Raw genomic sequence first — 17,652 nt, 5'->3', positions numbered from 1 at the left:
ACCCCCGGCCCCTCCTGCCTTGAGTGGGTCCTTCGCGTATGACGCGACGCGAGAGGGCCTCCGGGGCCTCGCCTGGACGCCCGCCAGTCCGGAGAAAGCGTCTCGGACTCTCGGAAGATTGGGAGGTCGTGTAATGTCTTGCGCCCGATGTGGCAGATCATCATCAACGGGCCCGGCTACTTCGACACGTCGTACGACCTGCCGGAGGGCGTCACCAGCCTCGGCCGTGCGGACGAGAACGACATCGTGCTGGGCGGCGACCTGGTGTCGCGCCGGCACGCGCGGCTCTACGTCGAAGGTGACGTGCTGCGCATCGAGGACCTGGGCAGCCGCAACGGCAGCCGGGTGAACGGCTCCCCGCTCCAGGGCAGCAAGCACCTGAGCGCGGGCGACACCGTGGCGCTGGGGGAGAACACCCTGGCGGTGCGCCAGCCGCACACGGTGGAGAACGCCGCCACGGAGATGATGGACCTGGGCGCGGGCGGCGTCGTGCGCTTCGGGCATGGCACGGACGTGGGCCCCTCCGTGCTGCTGGCCAAGAACGTGAAGGACGCGGACGTGCTGCGCCTCCTGGACAACGTGGGGCCGCTGCCGTTCGACGACGCGTTCAGCGGCCCTTCGCCCGTGCCCACCGGCTCCGCCGTGGCCAGCCCGCGCGTGTCCTATGAGACGCTGGTGCTGCTGGTGCACACCGCGGAGGCGCTGGCCACCGCGCGCACGCTGACCGCGTTCCTGGAGTCCGCCATGGACCGGCTCCTGGAGCGCACCGACGCCACCACGGCGGTGGTGCTGCTCAAGCACGCCACCGGGCCGCTGGTGCCCGCGGCGGTGCGGCACCGGGGACGGCTGGCCAAGGGCGAAGTGCCCGTGTCGGACGCCATCGTGGACGAGGCCCTCCGCCAGGGCCGCGCGCTCGCGGTGGGCGACGTGCGCGACGACCGCCGCTTCGCCGGACGCGAGAGCGTCATCATGTACGGCGTGGACCGGGTGCTGTGCATCCCCATCGGCACCGAGCCGCCCTTCGCGGGCGTGCTCTACGTCAACGTGCCCGGCGGGGGCGACACCAGCCTGGAGCTGATGCTGGACGCGTGCACCGCGGTGGCCCACCTGGTGGCCAGCGGCGTGCAGCGCTTCGCCGTGCGCGACGGCTCCAGCGCGGACCGGATGCGGCGCAACCTGGAGCGCTTCCACTCGCCGGAGGTGGCCGAGCGCCGCTCCGCCGAGTCCCAGCGCACGGGCGGAAAGCTGCCGGGCCTGGAGGAGAAGAACCTCACCGTGCTGCACGCGGAGCTGGCGGACTTCAGCGCCGTCATCGCCCGGCTGGGCGCGGCGCGCGCCACGCAGCTGCTCAACGACTTCCACGCGCGCATGAGCGGCATCGTCTTCAGCTTCGAGGCCACCGTCGAGGGCTTCCTCGGTGAGTCCATGCGCGCGCTCTTCGGCGTGCCCTACGCCAAGGGCGATGACGCGGTCCGCGCGGTGCGCGCGGCGCTGGCCCTGCGCGCGGACTGGGAGCGGGGCATGGCCCGCCGGCCCCAGGACGAGCGGTGCGAGCTGCGGATCGCGCTGCACTCCACCAAGGCGCTGGTGGGGATGATCGGCACCGACGCGCGCATGGACTACAGCGCCGTGGGGGAGGGCATGGGGGTGGCGGGCTGGCTGGCCTCCACCGCGGCCCCCGGCCAGGTGCTGATGACCGGCAAGCTCCTGGCGGCCACCGGCGCCCGCTTCGACGTGATGCCCCTGGGCGAGCGGGTGGTGCGGCCCCCCCGCGACAAGGTGGCGGTTTTCGAGGTGATTGAAGAGGACATGGGCATGCTGACCAACCCCGGTATCCGGTGAGGCGGCCGGCGCGGCCGGTTGACCGGTTGAAGCGGCACCCCGGCTCGGGGTTCAATGCGCTTTCCGTGGTGGACCCCCGCACCGCATGAGCTCTTCGAACCAGCCCGCCCGATTGCGGCCCTTCCGGCCGCAGCCCTTTGGCCGGTACACGCTCCTGTCGCACCTGGCCACCGGCGGCATGGGGGAGATCTACCTCGCCCGCCTGGAGGGCGCGCAGGGCTTCGAGAAGCTGTGCGTCATCAAGAAGATCCTCCCGCAGTTCGCGGAGGACCAGGACTTCGTCGACCGCTTCGTCGGTGAGGCGCGCACGCTGGTGCGGCTGGGGCACGGCTCCATCGCGCAGGTGCTGGACATGGGCGTGCACGAGGGCGAGGCCTACATGGCCCTCGAGTACGTGGACGGCAAGGACCTGCGCAAGGTGGCCGCGCGCGTGCGCGACCGGCAGACGCCGCTGCCGCTCACCTTCGTGCTGTACGTGATGGGCCGGGTGCTGGACGCGCTGGCGTACGCGCACCGCAAGCGGGACGAGGAAGAGAAGGAGCTGAAGCTCGTCCACCGGGACATCTCGCCGCAGAACATCCTCATCTCCTACGAGGGGGAGGTGAAGGTCATCGACTTCGGCCTGGCCAAGAGCCGGCTGTCGGCGGCGAAGACGAACCCCAGCATCATCCTGGGCAAGTTCCTCTACATGTCGCCCGAGCAGGCCCGGCACCAGCCGGTGGACCGCCGCAGCGACCTGTACGCGGTGGGCCTGTGTCTCTACGAGCTCATCTCCGGCAAGAACCCCTTCGACGCGCTGCCGCCGGGCGAACTGATGTCCGCGGTGGCGAACCCGAAGGTGGCGCCGCTCGGTGAGGTGGAGCCGCTGACGCCGCCGGCGGTGTCGCAGCTGGTCGCGAAGGCGCTGGCGGTGGATCCGGCCCAGCGCTTCCAGACGGCGGAGGACTTCCGGGTGCGCCTGCAGGCGTGCCTGATGGAGATCGACACCAGCGCGGGCCCGGAGAGCGTCAGCCGCTTCATGCGCGACCTGTTCTCCGCGGACTACCAGTCCGAGCGGCGCCTGCTGGCCTCCCTGCGCGAGGTGTCGCGCGACGTGCGCAGCAGCGGCACGTACGAGTCGCTGGCCCCCGCGCCGCGCCCGACGATGCAGACGCCCACGCTGCCGCCCAAGACCATCCGCCTGGATGGGCCGGTGGAGGCGCTGTCGTTCCATCCCACGCCTCGAAGCCGCGAGGACGGCGGCGGCGCACGCGATGACGGTGAGACGCGCCCCGGCGTGATGGTGGACGAGTCCACGCGTCCCGCCTTCCCGGTGGAGGCGCTGGAGGAGGCGGCGCGCGCGAAGATGCGGCCCAGCCCCGCGTCGTCGGAGCCGTCGCCCACGGTGGAGGTCCGCCAGGACGCGATGGAGCGGCCCACCATCCTGGAGGGGCTGCCGGCCATCCGTACCGCGGAGGAGCGCGCACGCGACGCGGAGGCCTCGCCCCGGGGCGAGCCCACCGCGCCCCGGGCGGAAGCGCTGCCGTCCTCGGAGTCCTCGGGCGAGCCCACCGCGCCGCGCGCCACGTCGCTGCCGTACGCGGAGCCGGGGCTGCCGTCGCGCGATGCGCCGCCCGTGCCAGACGTGCCGGTGTCGCGGCCGCCCGCGGACGGGAGGGGGGCTTCACTGCCGTTCTCGGATTCGGTGGGGCCCCGGGGCGTGCCGCCTCCGCCCATGGCGCCGATCCCGGCCGTGCGGACCGTGGACGGGCCCGTGCCCGTCGTGCCGGCGGATGCATCGCGGCCGGTGGCGCCTCCGCCCATGTCCGACTTCGGGGCGGGGCGATACGACGCGTCGGGCGAGTCGCTGCCGTTCATGGAGCCGCCGCCGCTGCCGGATGGCCCGTTCATGGATGACGAGGAGCTCCCCGAGAGCCCCTATCCGTGGCCGGAGCCCCTCCCCGAGGGGGGCCGCTCCGGGGGCGCCGAGCTCCGCGCCGCGGAGCCGCGCATCCCGGAGGGGCAGCGTCCCACCGCCGCGATGCCGTCCCTGTCGGCGGCGCGGCCTGGCGTCACGACGCCGTCCACCGGCGGCCGCCCCGCGCCTTCGCCCACGTTCGATGTGGCTCGCGCGTCGGAGCCCCTGCCGGCCTTCGAGCCGGTGCGCGCGTCGGAGTCCTCGCGCGGCTTCGATTCGCCCCGGCCCCCCGAGCCCGCGCGCGCGGTGGAGGCGCGCATTCCGGAGGGGCAGCGCCCCACGGCCGCGATGCCCTCGGTGGCGTCCTCGCGCCCCGGGGTGACGACGCCGTCGAACGGCAGCCGGCCGCTGCCCTCGCACGCGGCGCTCACCATCCAGGTGCCCTCCATCCAGTCCGGGGGCTCCCGCTCCAGCGACTTCGACGAGGCCCCGCTCGACGCCGAGCCGCTCGACCCGGGGCCTGCTCTCCGGCCCACGATGCAGGACACGCGGCCTTCGGAGGACCTGGTCGCGGTGGAGCCGCGCGCGCTGGAGTCCGATGCCCGCATGCCGTCCATCTCCGCGGAGCCGGACGATGTCCCGGCCGTGCGAGCGGGCGACGCGGACACGCACCCGCGCATCCCCATGCCGTCCCGCGCCTCGCGCCGCGAGGAGCCCCAGTCCCGCGTGATGCTGGACGAGGCCCTGCTGCGTGAGACGTCCTCGTCCACCGGCAAGCGTGAGTCCGACACCGGCCCCACCGCTCCGGCCCGGGGCCGCACGGGCTCCCGCCGCGCCGTGCGCGGTTCGTCTCCGGGCACGCCGCCTGCGCGCTCCAGCACCGCGTCGAGCATGCGCGCCGTGACCCGGGCCGCCGCGGAGCCGGACGAGTCGTCCACCGCGCGCGCGACGCGCGACGACGCGACCCGGCGCAAGGCCATGCCGGTGCGGCCGGAGCCCACGGAGCCGCCGCGTGCCTCGCGGCGTGAGATGGCGCCGGTGAAGAAGGGCGGCGCGCTGCGCTCCGCGCTGGTGTTCCTGCTGCTCACGGTCGTCGCGCTGTCCATCGTGGGGGCGGGGCTCTACTTCGTCCCCGAGCTGCGCGTGGCCGTGGGCCTGGAGCAGTCCCGGACATCGACGCCGGCTCCGCCCACCCCGGTGCAGCAGATTCCCACGCGGCCCGCGCATCCCCCGGGGCATCCTCCCGCGCCCGAGCCGGCGCAGCAGGCCGCGACTCCGGTCCAGGAGAAGTCACCGGCCCAGGAGACGCCGGTCAACGACGTGGCCGCGGCGCTCCCCCCCGCGCCGGCGAAGTCCACGCCGAAGCCCGCCGAGCCCGCGCGGGCCACCGCCAGCAGCGCCCCGGCGCAGGTGAACCCAGACGACCTGCTCGCTCCGGATGAGCCGGAGGAGGACACGGTGGCTCACGCCGGTGCGAAGAAGCCGGCACCATCACGGCCCGGCAAGCGCGCCGCCGCCGTCCGTGCTCCCGCCAAGGAGAGCGGCAGCGCCACCGAGTTGGAGAAGGAATGGGAGGCGACGCGGTCGCTCTTCCTGTCGCTCAAGCGCAACCATGGCTGCGAGGCCATGTCGATGCTGTGCACCCTCTTCGACAATCTCCGGGACGACTTCAGCCAGGGCGGCAGTGCGACGCCGACCCTCAGGCAGGTGCAGGACCTTCACAACCAGTTGAGGGATGTGAAGCGCCGTCAGGACTGATGGCCGTCGCCGGAGCCGCGCCTAATGGTGCGTGCCCGCGTCCATCGTGCCCGCGTCACGGCCGGAGCCGCCAGTGCCCGCGTCATGGCCGGAGCCGCCGGTGCCCGCGTCACGGCCGGAGCCGCCGGTGCCCGCGTCACGGCCGGAGCCGCCGGTGCCCTCCGAGGCCGCTCCGCCCTGGTAGCTCTCCGCGAGCCCCGTGCCCAACTGGCTGCTTCCACCCGCCGCGCCCTGACGGTTGTCGGGAGCGCTACGGCCCTGCTCGCTGGAGGTTTCACCCACGTCGCTGCCAGTGCTCCTCCCGGCCACGTCCTCGCGGGGCCGGTGCTGGAGCTGCACGGGGTCCTGGAACCCTTGCGTGTCCGACGGCGGCGTTTCCTTGCCGCAGCCCCAGCCTCCCAGTGCGCCGCCCACCAGCAGTCCCAGCCCCACCGCGCGCTTGAAGCCCTTCATGATGTCCTCCCCGGGCGCGATGTCCTCAGCGCCCATCCGTCCGGGAAGTTAGGGCTGATGCCCGCCGCGGCCACCCGCCCCACCAGCGGCCTGCCTGGCCGCTCGCCGTGCTCTGGAACGTGCCCGTGTTGACAAGACTGTCGCCCCAGCGGGAAACACCTGGAGCGCGGGCCCCCTACGCCGTGCGTCTTCCCCCGCCCCCCGAGGCCGCATGGTGCGCTACGCGCTCGCCATCTTCACCAGCGCCTTCCTGCTCTTCGGCGTCCAGCCGCTGGCGGGCCGCTACGCGCTGCCGTGGTACGGCGGCACCCCCGCGGTGTGGACGGCGTGCATGCTGTTCTTCCAGGCGGTGCTGCTCGCGGGCTACGCCTACGCGCACGTCGTGGCCTCCCGGCTGCGCCCGCGCGCGCAGGCCCTGCTGCACCTGGGCCTGCTGGTGGCCGCGCTCGGAGCGCTGGCGGCGCGGGCCTGGTGGACGGGCTCGCCGCTGGCGCCGGGGGACGGCTGGCGCCCGGTGGATGAGCACCTGCCCGTGCTCCGGCTGATGGGGATGCTGGCCGCCACGCTGGGGCTGCCCTTCTTCGTGCTCAGCACCACCGGCCCGCTCGTCCAGTCATGGTTCGCCCGCGCGCGGCCGGAGCGCTCGCCGTATGTGCTCTACGCGCTGTCCAACGCGGGCTCGCTGCTGGCGCTGCTGGGCTATCCGTTCCTCGTGGAGCCCTGGGTGGGCCGGAGCGCGCAGGCCTGGGGCTGGGCCGTGGGCTTCGTCTTCTTCCTCCTCTGCATCGGGGCCTGCGCCCGGGACCTGCTGCGCCGCGCCCCCGCGTCCGCCGCCGGTGACGCCCCCGCGGATGCTTCCACCCGCGCCGCCGCGGAGGCGTCCACGGCGCCGCCGCGTCCGGGCCTGGGGCCCACGCTGACGTGGTTGGCGCTGAGCACGTGCGCGTCGGTGCTGCTGCTGGCCACGACGAACAAGCTCTCACAGGACGTGGCGGCGGGCCCCTTCCTGTGGGTGATGCCGCTGGCGGTGTACCTCGTCACCTTCATCCTGGCCTTCTCGCGCGAGTCCTTCTACGCGCGCACGCCGTACTCGGTGGGGCTCATCGCCTTCGTGGTGCTGGTGACGTACGCGCACAAGGAGGGCCCCTCGCTGGGCCTGGGGTGGCAGGTGCTCTTCCACGCGGGCGCCCTCTTCACGGGCGCCATGGTGTGCCACGGCGAGCTGTACCGGCGCCGTCCCGCTCCGCGCGACCTGAGCGCCTTCTACCTCTGGGTGTCCGTGGGCGGCGTGGTGGGCGGCGTGTTCGTCAACCTGGTGGCGCCCGCCGTCTTCAACACCTACTGGGAGCACCCGCTGGCGCTGGCCGCGTGCTGCGCCATCGCCTTCGTGGGACTGCTGCGCGGGCCGAAGGAGGAGACGGTGGTGGCGCGCACGCAGCGCCTGCTGCGCGGGGCGATGCTGGTGGGCGTGGCGGTGCACCTGCCGGCGCTCGTCGCCTCGGACCTGGGGCGCGTGCGCTTCGCCGCGCGCAACTTCTTCGGCGTGGTGCGAGTGCTGGAGCTGTTCCCGGATGATCCGAATCAGCACCAGTACGCCCTGCGCCACGGCGCCATCACCCACGGCTGGCAGTACATCCTGCCGGAGCGCCGGAGCGCCCCCACGGCGTACTACACGGCGGACAGCGGCCTGGGGCTCGCGCTCGCCGAGCAGCGCCGGTGGCGCCAGGCGCTGGGGCTGCCCACCGGGCTGCGCGTGGGCATGCTGGGGCTGGGCGTGGGCAACAGCGCCATGCTCCTGGCCGCCGGGGACGACGCGCGCTTCTATGAAATCAACCCCGTCATCATCGACCTCGCCCGGGGGCAGGGCGGCTTCTTCAGCACGCTGAAGGACACGCCCGCGCACGTGGAGGTCGTCGAGGGCGACGCGCGCATCTCCCTGGAGAAGGAGCTGGAGCACGGCTCGCGCCAGTTCGACGTGCTGGCGCTGGACGTCTTCAGCTCGGATGCCATCCCGGTGCACCTGCTGACGCGGGAGGCGATGGCGCTCTACGTCCAGCACCTGGCGCCGCACGGCGTGCTGGTGCTGCACATCAGCAACCAGCACCTGGACCTGGTGCCCATCAGCCTGGCGCACGCGCGGGCTTCCGGGCTGTTCGCGGCGCTCGTGTCTCGGGAGAACGCGGGCGACGCGGTGGCCAGCGCGTGGATGCTGCTGAGCCCCGACAGGGAGTTCTTCGGCAGCTCCACCTTCCACACGGGCCCGGCGCGCACGCGCAGGCTGGTGCTCCGCGGCGAGCCGGAATACGTCTGGACGGACGAGCGCAGCAGCGTGCTCCAGGCCCTGCGCCCCCGGGCCCGGGGCCGTGCCGTGGCCGACCCGAACGTCACGGACGCGCCCGAGCCGCCGTCGCGCACGCCCTCGCAGTCCGTGGCCGAGCCCGCCGTGCCCTGAGGGAACGCGCGGGCCTTCAGTGCCCCGGCGCGGCGGAGGAGGACGGCGCGGGCTTGACGGTCAACCGCACGTCCAGCGCGGCCAGCACGCCCAGCACCGCGCACGGCAGCACCAGCGTCACGGCGCCGTGGCGCAGGAACAGGTACGGGCCCAGCGTGGAGCCCGCGAGGAACGCCAGCGCCAGGCCCAGGTGCAGCCGCGTGCGCTCGAACTGCACGGCGGAGGGCAGCTCCCGCACGCGCTGCCACAGCCCCGGCGCGCCGTCACCTCGCAGGCCGTCGCGCACCCACGCCAGCATCTGCACCAACTGGATGCCGATGTCCGTGAGCAGCCCCGTCACGTGCGTGGTGCGCACCACCGCGCCGGACACCCGCGTGACGAGCGCGTTCTGCAGCCCCATGGCGAAGGCGATGCCCCAGAGCAGCGCCGGCGCGCGCGTGCCCGGCAGGGACTCCATGCCCACGCCCACGCCGCCCAGCACCAGCGCCTCCAGCAGCAGCGCGGCCACGTGCCGGCCCCGCGTGCGGTGGCGCGAGGCATCCAGCAGCGCCGTGGCGCAGAAGGCCCCGGCGACGAACAGCGCCATCAGCTGCGCGGGGAGCCGCGCCGCGCTCCAGCGGCCCTGGGCCAGGGACTCGCCCAGCGTGGCCATGTTCCCGGACATGTGGGACGCGTGCGCGCCCAGCGCCACGAACCCCACGGCGTTGACCGCGCCGGCCACGGAGGCCAGCAGCACGGCGAGGCGGGAGTAGGCACGGCGGGACTGCGGCGACGACTGGGCACTGAACATGACGGGCGGGCCCGCCCGGGAGGAGGGGCGGGCCGCGCACCCGGGACGCTAGCACCCGGCGCCCCGGCGCGTGTCACGCGAGAGCGGGGCGGATGGCGGACTCGCGCTCGGAGCCCGGCTAGCCCGGCGGCCAGTGGAGCTGGCGGCCCGCGAGCAGGTGCAGGTGGATGTGGAACACCGTCTGGCCCGCGTCGCGCTGGGTGTTCATCACCACGCGGTAGCCCGTGTCCGCGTAGCCCCGCTCCCGCGCGACCTTCGCCGCGGCCATGTAGAGGCTGCCCACCAGCGCCCGGTCGTCCACCGTGATGTCGTTCACCGTGGGGATGTGCTTGCGCGGGATGAACAGCACGTGGGTGGGAGCCTGGGGGTTGATGTCCTCGAAGGCCAGGCAGTCGTCGTCCTTGTAGACGACCTTCGCCGGGATGAGGCCATCGCGAATCTTGCAGAAGAGGCAGTCGGATTCGGGCATGGCCGTGGCTTACCAACCCGCTGGGGGGGCCGGAAGGGACTTCCTCCCTCCAACTGTCCCGCTCAAGGCAGTCGCCACGAATAGCCGGGGTCCGGCACGCAGTCCGCCACGGGCAGCTTCACCAGCGCCACCGGGCCCTCCCGGGCCACCAGGGTGCCCGGACCCTCCAAGCCCACCGGGGTGATGACGTGGCTGAACAGGCGCGAGTCCCGCCCGGGGCCGGTGTGGGGATACAGCGGCACCTTCCGGTGGAAGTAGCTGTAGCCCCCCGCCCACGCCAGGTGCACGGCCTCCACCTTGAGGCCGCACACATCGTCGCGCCGGCCCGCCACCTCCAGCAGCCGGTTGATGGGGCCCTGGTCGTCCCAGGCGCTGTCCCTGGGGCGCACGCGCTCGTACTGGCCCAGCTGTCCGAAGGTGAGCGCCCCGGCGCCCGCGCCGGACAGCAGCGCCCCCGCCGCCACCGCCACCACGGCGGTGCCCCGCGCGGGAGCGCCGCGCAAGAGCCGCAAGGCCGAGTCCAGCCCCACGCCCGCGAGCGCCGCGAACAGGGGCAGCACCGGCACCAGGAAGCGCAGCTCCTTGTGCGGCTGGAGCGCGTGCAGGACGAAGAACGCCGCCGCCAGGAGGGACAACCCCCAGGCCCGCGGCATGGCCACCAGGCACAGCGCGGCCGTGACGACGGTCAGCACCGGCATGGCCGTGCGCAGCACGCGCGGGTAGTAGCCGAAGGGCTCCGTGCCCCACTGGGCCGCCTTGCCCTGGAGCACGTTGAAGTCCAGGTAGACGATGGCCGAGTGGAACCACCGCCCCCAGGTGAGCTTGTCCAGCAGGCCGAAGGCCAGCGCCCACCCGGACAGCACCGCCAGCGCCACCCCCGCCTGCCGCCACTGGCGCCGGCCGAGGAGCACGGCCACCAGGCCCGCGCAGAAGACGCCGTTCTGCAGCCGCAGGAGCACCGCCAGCCCCAGCAGGGACGCCCCCGCCACCAGCGCGCGCCGGGACGCGGCCTTCGGCAGCGCCAGGGCCAGGCCCAGCACCACCGGCAGCGCGGAGGCGTTCTCGCTCATGGCCCGGGGCGCGAAGTACAGGGGCACCGCCGCCAGGGCGAACAGGGCGGCCCCGCCGGACGCCGCCAGGGGCGAGGCCCCGGACGCGCGGGACAGCCGCCACGTGGCCCACGCCGTCGCCGTGCCCACCAGCGCGAAGAAGCCCTTCACCCACGCCAGATAGCCCGCCGGGTCCGTCAGCCCCACGAGCCGGCCCAGCCCGAGCACCGCCGCCACCAGCCCCGGCAGGGCCCAGTTCCGGGCGCCCTGGACGAACTCCCAGGCCACGAGGCCGTAGCCGTAGAGCAGGCGGTGGGCCGGCTCCAGGCTCTGGTAGACCTCGTCCGGCCAGTAGATGCCGTCGTCGTGGAGCGCCCAGTAGAGGCGGAGGGCCGCGCCCAGGATGAGCACGCCCCCCAGCAGGAACAGGCCCAGCCGGCGCTCGAAGGGGGCTTCGGTGTCGCGCCCGGGGACTTCTGTTGGAACCCCGACCAGCGCATCGGCCTGGGGCCCGGCGGCGGCTGTAGGGGAGGCGGGGGGGACGGCGGACACGGTGCGGTTCACCTCCGGAGGCCGGTGGGTGATATCCAGGTCCTGACGATGAAATCCATTCGCATCTCCCAGCTCCTCGAGGACCACGGGCACGACCTGCGGCTGACCCTGATAGCGAGCTCGCAGGGGCTGAACCGCACGGTGGACTCCTCGCGCATCCAGAAGCCGGGCCTGGCGCTCGCGGGCTTCACGGAGCACCTGCACCCCCGCCGCGTCCAGGTCTTCGGCAACACGGAAATCTCCTACCTGGCCACCCTGGCGGAGGACGCGCAGCGCTCGTCCCTGGCCAAGCTCTTCAGCGAGGAGGACCTGGCGTGCGTGGTGGTCACCAAGGCGCTGGAGGTCCCGCGCGCGCTGGTGGACGCCTGCGAGGCGGCGGGCCTGGCGCTGATGACGACGCCGCTGCTCTCCAGCGAGTTCATCGTGCGGGTGCAGAGCTTCCTGGAGGACGCGCTCACGGAGTCCAGCAGCCTGCACGGCGTGCTGATGGACGTCTTCGGCGTGGGCATCCTGCTGCTGGGCAAGAGCGGCATCGGCAAGAGTGAGATCGCCCTGGACCTGGTGATGCGGGGCCACCGGCTGGTGGCGGACGACATCGTGGACGTCACCCGGCGGAAGGGGGCCGTCTACGGCGCGGGTAATCCGGTCATCAAGCACCACATGGAGATCCGCGGACTGGGCATCATCAACATCAAGGACCTCTTCGGAGTGTCCGCCGTCCGGGAACAGAAGAAGATTGAGCTTGTGATTGAGTTGCAGGAATGGGATCCGCACCAGGAGTACGACCGCCTGGGCGTGGAGGACAAGCACCTGCAGATTGTCGGCGTGGACATCCCCCTGTCGGTCGTCCCGGTGCGTCCTGGACGCAACATGGCCACCATCGTGGAGGTGGCCGCGCGCAACCAACTGTTGAAGCTTCAGGGCCACCACTCGGCGCGAGAGTTCGCCGAGCGACTCAATCGAGCCATCGCCCAGGGGGCGATGCGCCGCACCTTGGGAGAAGAGGTCGAGTGACCGCCTCCGCGAAGCAGATCATCGTCATCACCGGCATGTCAGGTTCCGGAAAGTCCACCGCCATCCGGGCGCTGGAGGACGCCGGCTTCTTCTGCATCGACAACCTGCCGGTGCTCCTGCTGCCCAAGCTCACGGAGCTGGCGGGCGGCGGCAACATCGAGCGCATGGCGCTGGTGGTGGACGCGCGCGAGGGCGTCTTCCTCAAGGACGCGCCTCGCGTGCTGAATGAGGTCCGCCGCGCGGGTCACCAGGTGGACGTGCTGTTCCTGGACGCCAGCGACGACAGCCTGATGCGCCGCTTCAGCGAGACGCGCCGCCGTCACCCGCTGGCCCCGGACGGCACGGTGGCGGAGGGCATCCACGCGGAGCGCGAGGCGCTGAAGGACCTGCGGGAGATGGCGGACCAGGTCATCGACTCGTCGGCGCTCAACGTGCACGACCTGAAGCGCATGGTGCAGGGGCGCTTCAGCCCGGAGCCCACGACGGGGCCCAGCCTGTCCATCATGTCCTTCGGCTACCGGTACGGCGTGCCGCCGCAGGCGGACCTGGTGTTCGACGTGCGCTTCCTGCCGAACCCGTACTTCGTGCCGGAGCTCAAGGGGCTCACGGGCAAGAACCCGAAGGTGTCCGGGTACGTGCTGGAGCGCGAGGAAACACAGCAGTTCCTCGACAAGGTCGTGGACCTCTGCCGCTTCCTGTTCCCCCGCTACCAGAAGGAGGGCAAGGCGTACCTCACGGTGGCGCTGGGGTGCACGGGCGGCAAGCACCGCTCGGTGGCGCTGGCGGCGGAGATGGTGCGCCGGCTGTCCGCGGACTACGGCCGCGTGCAGCTGTGGGACCGCGACATCGAGAAGGAGTAGGGCGGCTCAAGGGGCTCCGGTGTCCGGAGCCCCCTTTCAGTGCCGGGTGTCGGTGACGGGCGTGAAGCGCGCCCCGGTGACGCCCTCCTTTTCGAGGGCCTCCTTCACGGCCTCGGAGACGACGAGGGTGACGGGCCAGCCCCAGGGGCGGAACACGCGGGCGCGGCCCACCTGGGCCGGGTCGATGCGCAGGCCCCGGACGGAGCGGTACTGGCCCACGCGCGAGGGGATGCCGTCGCCGGGGCCGTAGCGGTGGAGCTCCAGGCAGGCGGCCTCGTCCACGCAGCGGATGAGGCGCGTGGCGACGAGGAGGAAGTACGGCTCCGGCTGGCCCTCGATGTCCACGGGGATGAGCTGCACGTCCTCCGGGGCCAGGCGCGCGAACACGGCGGCGACGCGCGGGTGCACCACGGGGGTGAGGCTGGCGCCGGCGAGGCTGAAGTCCAGCGGGACCGCCCTCTGTTCGTTGGGGATGTGGAGCGGGCCGGGCGGATCCACGGGGCGCCCGGCGGTGAACATCCACATGTCGCCCACCTCCTTGTCCTCCAGGTCCAGCGGGTCGCCGGGCTCCCAGCGGCCGGGGGCGCGGAAGTCGTCATGCAGGTCGTAGAAGCGGGTGGCCGTGACGGCGCCGGCGCGGCGCGCCTTGCGGCCGCTGACGTGCGGCGTGGTGCCATGCGCGACGATGCGCGCGGCCGGGCGGCGCGGACGGGTGGTGCGGGCGGGAGGAGGGGACTCCTCCGCGACCGACGCGCGCGAGCGCCGGGGCGCGGCGGCGGTGGGTTCGGTACCGCCGGGCAGGGCCAGCCGGTCCGGGGGGCTGCTTGGGGAGGGCCGGTGCCACAGCCGTCGCAGCGCGTTGGTGAGACGCCTGAACATCAAGCGATGTTACCCAAGCGCCTGCTGGAGGGGAGCCCCTCCTGTGAGCTTCCTCGCCCGTTCTCAAGGCAGGCCGGCAGCCGTCCCGGCCCCTCGGAGGGGAGGGGCCCCGGGAAGGGGTTGCCGGGGGCCGCTTCGGGCATGGCCGGGCCGTGAGGGGCATGCCATGGTCCGCGCCCATGACGCCGAGCGCGAGCGCCGAAGCCCCCGCCACGCCCGAAGCCGTGTTCGCCAGCCTGCTCCAGAAGCTGGGGGAAGCAGGCCGCACTCCCTCCGGCGCGGCCGTTTCGCCGAGGACCCCGGAGGCGTTGGCGGAGGCCCTCTTCGACGTCGCGGGCAGGACGGGCGCGGCGATGTTCTCCGTCTGGGCGGCGGACGACACGGACAGCGTCCAGGAGGACGACGAGGGCGATGCGAGTGAAGGGCGCAATGCGGAGCCGTCCGAACGGGTGCTCAACGCGGGCATCACGCTGTTCTTCATCGAGAAGGACGCGTCGGACCGCGTGGGCCTGCTGGGCACGGAGCGGGTCCCGGTGCGCCAGCCCATGGCGTATGGGTTGTATCGACCGCTGGGGAAGGCGCTGGCGGCGCACGCGAAGCGGGGCGTGGATCCGGTGATGCCGAACCGGGGCGTCGCGGCCTTCCCGACAGGCGCGGCGGATCCGGACCTCGAGTTCCGGGTGTCGTTCCGCGACGACGAACCGGGCACCTGGACCACGGCGCTGGCCCGGGACCGGGAGACGCGTCAGGCGTATCCGAGCATCTCCAGCCTCCCGCTCTCCTCCGGCGCGGCGGAGTTCCTCAAGGGCCTCTTCAACCGCCTGGACAAGACGTTGTTCAGCGGCCAGGTGGTGCTGCTCACGGGCGCATCCAACACGGGCCGCAGCACGACCCTGCGCGCGGTGATGGACGCGCTGCCCGACGACGTCCACGCACTGGCGGCGGTGGAGGCGCCGAAGGGCGGGCCCGGAGGGGCCACGGGTGTCGTGAAGGTGGGCGGAGAGCTGACGCTGGTGCAGGCGCTGCGTTCCTTCCTGCGGCAGGACCCGGACCTCCTCTTCGCGGACGAGGTGCGCACGCTGGAGGACATGCAGATGCTCTGCAACGCGGCGTTCACGGGTCACGCCACGGTCTGCGTGCTGGAAGCGAAGACCCCCGAGGAGGGCTACGCATGGCTGACGGAAGCCATGCCGGGACTCCCTGTCCACGCGCTCATCGTGCACCACACGCGCGACGCGGCGACGGGCGCCCTCGCGATGACGCTCCACCAGACGAAGCCCACGGAAGCTGGCAACACGCTACACATCGTCCCGTGGACACCCGGGAGCTGATCAGGTCTCCCGAACCGCCGTCAGCTGCCGCATGCCCCAGGACAACGGAACGCTGCCATCCGCGCGTCGCAGCGGTTCCACGGCCTGGAGGAACGAAGCCTTGAGCGACGCCCGGGCCGCTGGAGACAAGCGGTCCGCGTCATACGTCGTGAGCAGCGACTCCCAGACCTCCTGAGGGGAGCCATCTCCCAGCACGGAGAGCGACTGCACCGTGACGTCCGTGAAGCCCTCGGCGAAGAGCGTCCGCAGTCCGTCAGCGGAGCGGACCCGAGCATCTCCCAGCCAGAAGGGAGGCACGCCCTCCGCGCTCAGCAGGGACTTCATGAGCCCTGCGAACACCTCCAGCGCGTTGCCCGGCGCCAGGTCCCCACCCACGACGATGGACACCCGCCCGCCCGGCTTCAGCACGCGCCGCAGCTCCGCGAGCACCCTCTCCACGTCATCCATCAGCATGAGCGCCAGGTGGCTCAACACGACATCCACGCAGGCCTCTCCGAACGGAAGCGACTGCGCGCGTCCCTGAACCAGCGTCGCCGCACCGTTCAGCCGGGTCCGCGCCGCCGCCAGCTCGTGCTCGCTCATGTCGAGCCCCAGCAGCGACAGCCCCGGCTGCTTCCTCCGGGCCAGTAATTCCAGCAGGTGGCCATCCCCACAAGCCAGGTCGAGCACCGTCAGCGGACGCCCAGCCCCAGGCACCACCGCCTCCAGCAGCGAGTAGCTCGAAGGCGCCGTCACTCCCTCCCGCTCCACAGCAGCGGCACCGAACCACCGCGAAGTCACGCCCGCGAGGCGCGCATGGAAGTCGAGCAGGTAGGACTCAGCAGGGGAGGGCATGGGGCACCTTTTCAGCGCCGGGACTTCTTCTGTCCCGCGTTCGTGGCCTCGGCGTTGAGGGCCAGCACCGAGTACAGGTTCATCGTGTAGACGCTGTTCTCCGGCTCCAGGTCCGAGGCCTTCTGGAAGAAGGCGCTGGCGCGCTCGTAGTCGCGCTGGTGGTTCAGGAGGATCATCCCCATGCGGTTGTAGAGCGGCGCGGGCTTGGGCAGGAGCCCGATGCTGCGCTCCAGCAGGTCCAGCGCCTCCGCCAGCTTCCCCGCCTGCTCCAGCCGCACCACGCGCTGGAGCACCTCCTCCCGCGGATCCTCCACGCGCGCCGCCGGAGCCGGGGGCACGGGCGGGGGCTTCGCCGTCACGGCCGGCATCGGCGCCTGACGGGGCGCCGGCGCACGGGCCGCTGGAGCCGCCGCCACCTTCACAGCCGGAGCCGGAGGCGCGGACTTCGGCGCGGGCGCGGGCGAGACATCCCCCGCGAGCGCCGCCTCCGCGGACGCCAGCGTGCCCACCAGCTTCGTCACGCCGCGCTCCGACAGCGACTCGAACACCGCGCGCAGCTCCAGCTCCGTCACCTGGGTGATCAGCGCCATGTCCGACAGCGCCGTGCGCCCGTCCACGAACGACAGCACGTACGCCTCGAACGGGCTCAGCGGCCGGTTCACCAGGTCCAGCCCCGCGACGATGACCGGCCGCACCGGCGGTCCCTTCGTCTTCGCCTGGGCCTGCGCCTGGAACGACACCACCCGCGTCTCCGCCTGCTGCGGCGGCCTGGGCACGCCGCGCGCCCCCGTCTGCTCCGGCTTCGTGAGCAGCGCGCGCACCAGCGACACGTTGTCCCGGGGCGGCAGGTCCTCCACGCTGCGCACCAGGAGCAGCTCACAGCGCGCGCACTGGAAGTCCCCCGGCTTGCACGACGCACCACAGTGCGGACACGCCAGGTCCTCCGGCGGGTGTTCGAAGGCGTGCGCGTCCGCGTAGTAGTGCTTGCGGATGGCCGCGCGGATGGACCGGCGCACCGCCACGAACGGCAACACCTGCGCCACGCCCACAGTCTTGGCGATCTCCTCCAACGCCCGCTGACGCTGCGGCTCGGAGATGGCCACGTACAGCGCGTCCTGCGCCAGCCGCAGCGGCATGAAGTCGAAGCCCTCCGCCAGCCGCACCGGCACCCGCTCCAGCAGCGCTGGCTCCACCTTCGCCTGCGCCAGCTTCTCCGTGGACACGAAGCGCGTCTTCAGCTCCTGCGCGAGCAGCCGCAGCACCGGCGTCTCGTCCACGCCCAGCCGCACCAGGCACTCGCCCAGCTTCAGCCCCGTCTCCTGCTGCCGCGCGAGTGCCCGGGACAACAGCTCCGGTGTCAGCACTCCATCCAGGACCAACTGCTCCCCGAGCTTGCGCGTCATGCCCCGATTCAAGGACGCCCGGGCCCACCCCGTCCACCGGCATCCACGCCACCTACACCGCTTTCCCGC

The 17,652-nt window shown here is 72.9% G+C and carries 13 protein-coding genes; 6 read left to right on the top strand and 7 right to left on the bottom strand.

The window, feature by feature from the left end:
- Positions 1 to 147 precede the first annotated feature (147 nt).
- Together KYK13_RS34475 and KYK13_RS34470 are read left to right on the top strand one after the other, a co-directional pair.
- Positions 148 to 1,842 carry an FHA domain-containing protein gene (locus KYK13_RS34475; RefSeq protein ID WP_223646902.1) on the top strand — a complete coding sequence of 565 codons (1,695 nt, stop codon included), beginning with the start codon at positions 148 to 150 and terminating at the stop codon, positions 1,840 to 1,842.
- An 85-nt stretch (positions 1,843 to 1,927) separates the two neighbouring features.
- Positions 1,928 to 5,497 carry a serine/threonine protein kinase gene (locus KYK13_RS34470; RefSeq protein WP_223638596.1) on the top strand — a complete coding sequence of 1,190 codons (3,570 nt, stop codon included), beginning with the start codon at positions 1,928 to 1,930 and terminating at the stop codon, positions 5,495 to 5,497.
- Positions 5,498 to 5,518: 21 nt separating this feature from the next.
- On the opposite strand, the gene KYK13_RS34465 is transcribed toward KYK13_RS34470, so the two are convergent.
- A complete protein-coding gene (locus tag KYK13_RS34465) occupies positions 5,519 to 5,950 on the bottom strand; it encodes a hypothetical protein (RefSeq protein WP_223638592.1) in 432 nt (143 codons plus the stop codon).
- A gap of 211 nt (positions 5,951 to 6,161) precedes the next feature.
- On the opposite strand from KYK13_RS34465, the gene KYK13_RS34460 reads away from it, so the two are divergent.
- A complete protein-coding gene (locus KYK13_RS34460) occupies positions 6,162 to 8,402 on the top strand; it encodes a fused MFS/spermidine synthase (protein ID WP_223638589.1) in 2,241 nt (746 codons plus the stop codon).
- Positions 8,403 to 8,418: 16 nt separating this feature from the next.
- Here the strand turns inward: KYK13_RS34460 and KYK13_RS34455 are convergent, their stop codons facing one another.
- From KYK13_RS34455 to KYK13_RS34445, 3 genes are all read right to left on the bottom strand, one after another.
- Positions 8,419 to 9,192: a YoaK family protein gene (locus KYK13_RS34455; RefSeq protein ID WP_223638585.1), complete on the bottom strand. Its 774-nt coding sequence runs from the start codon at positions 9,190 to 9,192 to the stop codon at positions 8,419 to 8,421.
- Between the two features lie 118 nt (positions 9,193 to 9,310).
- Positions 9,311 to 9,661 carry a histidine triad nucleotide-binding protein gene (locus KYK13_RS34450; protein WP_223638582.1) on the bottom strand — a complete coding sequence of 117 codons (351 nt, stop codon included), beginning with the start codon at positions 9,659 to 9,661 and terminating at the stop codon, positions 9,311 to 9,313.
- A gap of 62 nt (positions 9,662 to 9,723) precedes the next feature.
- Positions 9,724 to 11,262 (bottom strand): hypothetical protein, encoded by a 1,539-nt coding sequence (locus tag KYK13_RS34445; RefSeq protein WP_223638579.1) that lies wholly within the window; start codon positions 11,260 to 11,262, stop codon positions 9,724 to 9,726.
- Positions 11,263 to 11,310: 48 nt separating this feature from the next.
- On the opposite strand from KYK13_RS34445, the gene hprK reads away from it, so the two are divergent.
- Together hprK and rapZ are read left to right on the top strand one after the other, a co-directional pair.
- Positions 11,311 to 12,276, top strand: coding sequence for an HPr(Ser) kinase/phosphatase (hprK, locus tag KYK13_RS34440; RefSeq protein WP_223638576.1), 966 nt, complete (start codon positions 11,311 to 11,313; stop codon positions 12,274 to 12,276).
- Positions 12,273 to 13,136, top strand: a complete 864-nt coding sequence (rapZ, locus tag KYK13_RS34435) for an RNase adapter RapZ (protein WP_223638574.1) — start codon at positions 12,273 to 12,275, stop codon at positions 13,134 to 13,136. The genes hprK and rapZ overlap by 4 nt, the downstream gene beginning before the upstream one ends.
- A gap of 36 nt (positions 13,137 to 13,172) precedes the next feature.
- Here the strand turns inward: rapZ and KYK13_RS34430 are convergent, their stop codons facing one another.
- Positions 13,173 to 14,015, bottom strand: coding sequence for an imm11 family protein (locus KYK13_RS34430; protein ID WP_223638570.1), 843 nt, complete (start codon positions 14,013 to 14,015; stop codon positions 13,173 to 13,175).
- A 179-nt stretch (positions 14,016 to 14,194) separates the two neighbouring features.
- Here KYK13_RS34430 and KYK13_RS34425 point away from each other — a divergent pair, with 179 nt between their 5' ends.
- Complete coding sequence (locus KYK13_RS34425) at positions 14,195 to 15,346, top strand: ATPase, T2SS/T4P/T4SS family (protein ID WP_223638568.1); 1,152 nt, start codon at positions 14,195 to 14,197, stop codon at positions 15,344 to 15,346.
- Here KYK13_RS34425 and KYK13_RS34420 read toward each other — a convergent pair whose 3' ends face one another.
- Both KYK13_RS34420 and KYK13_RS34415 read right to left on the bottom strand, forming a co-directional pair.
- Positions 15,347 to 16,180: a class I SAM-dependent methyltransferase gene (locus KYK13_RS34420; RefSeq protein WP_223638566.1), complete on the bottom strand. Its 834-nt coding sequence runs from the start codon at positions 16,178 to 16,180 to the stop codon at positions 15,347 to 15,349. It lies immediately after the preceding gene.
- Between the two features lie 11 nt (positions 16,181 to 16,191).
- Positions 16,192 to 17,583 (bottom strand): general secretion pathway protein GspE, encoded by a 1,392-nt coding sequence (locus KYK13_RS34415; protein WP_223638564.1) that lies wholly within the window; start codon positions 17,581 to 17,583, stop codon positions 16,192 to 16,194.
- Positions 17,584 to 17,652 lie beyond the last annotated feature (69 nt).

This window comes from Corallococcus sp. EGB (assembly GCF_019968905.1).
In the GTDB taxonomy this organism is placed as follows: domain Bacteria; phylum Myxococcota; class Myxococcia; order Myxococcales; family Myxococcaceae; genus Corallococcus.
Note: the sequence above shows the minus strand (reverse complement) of the source record. Positions and strands in the feature narration are given on the sequence as shown.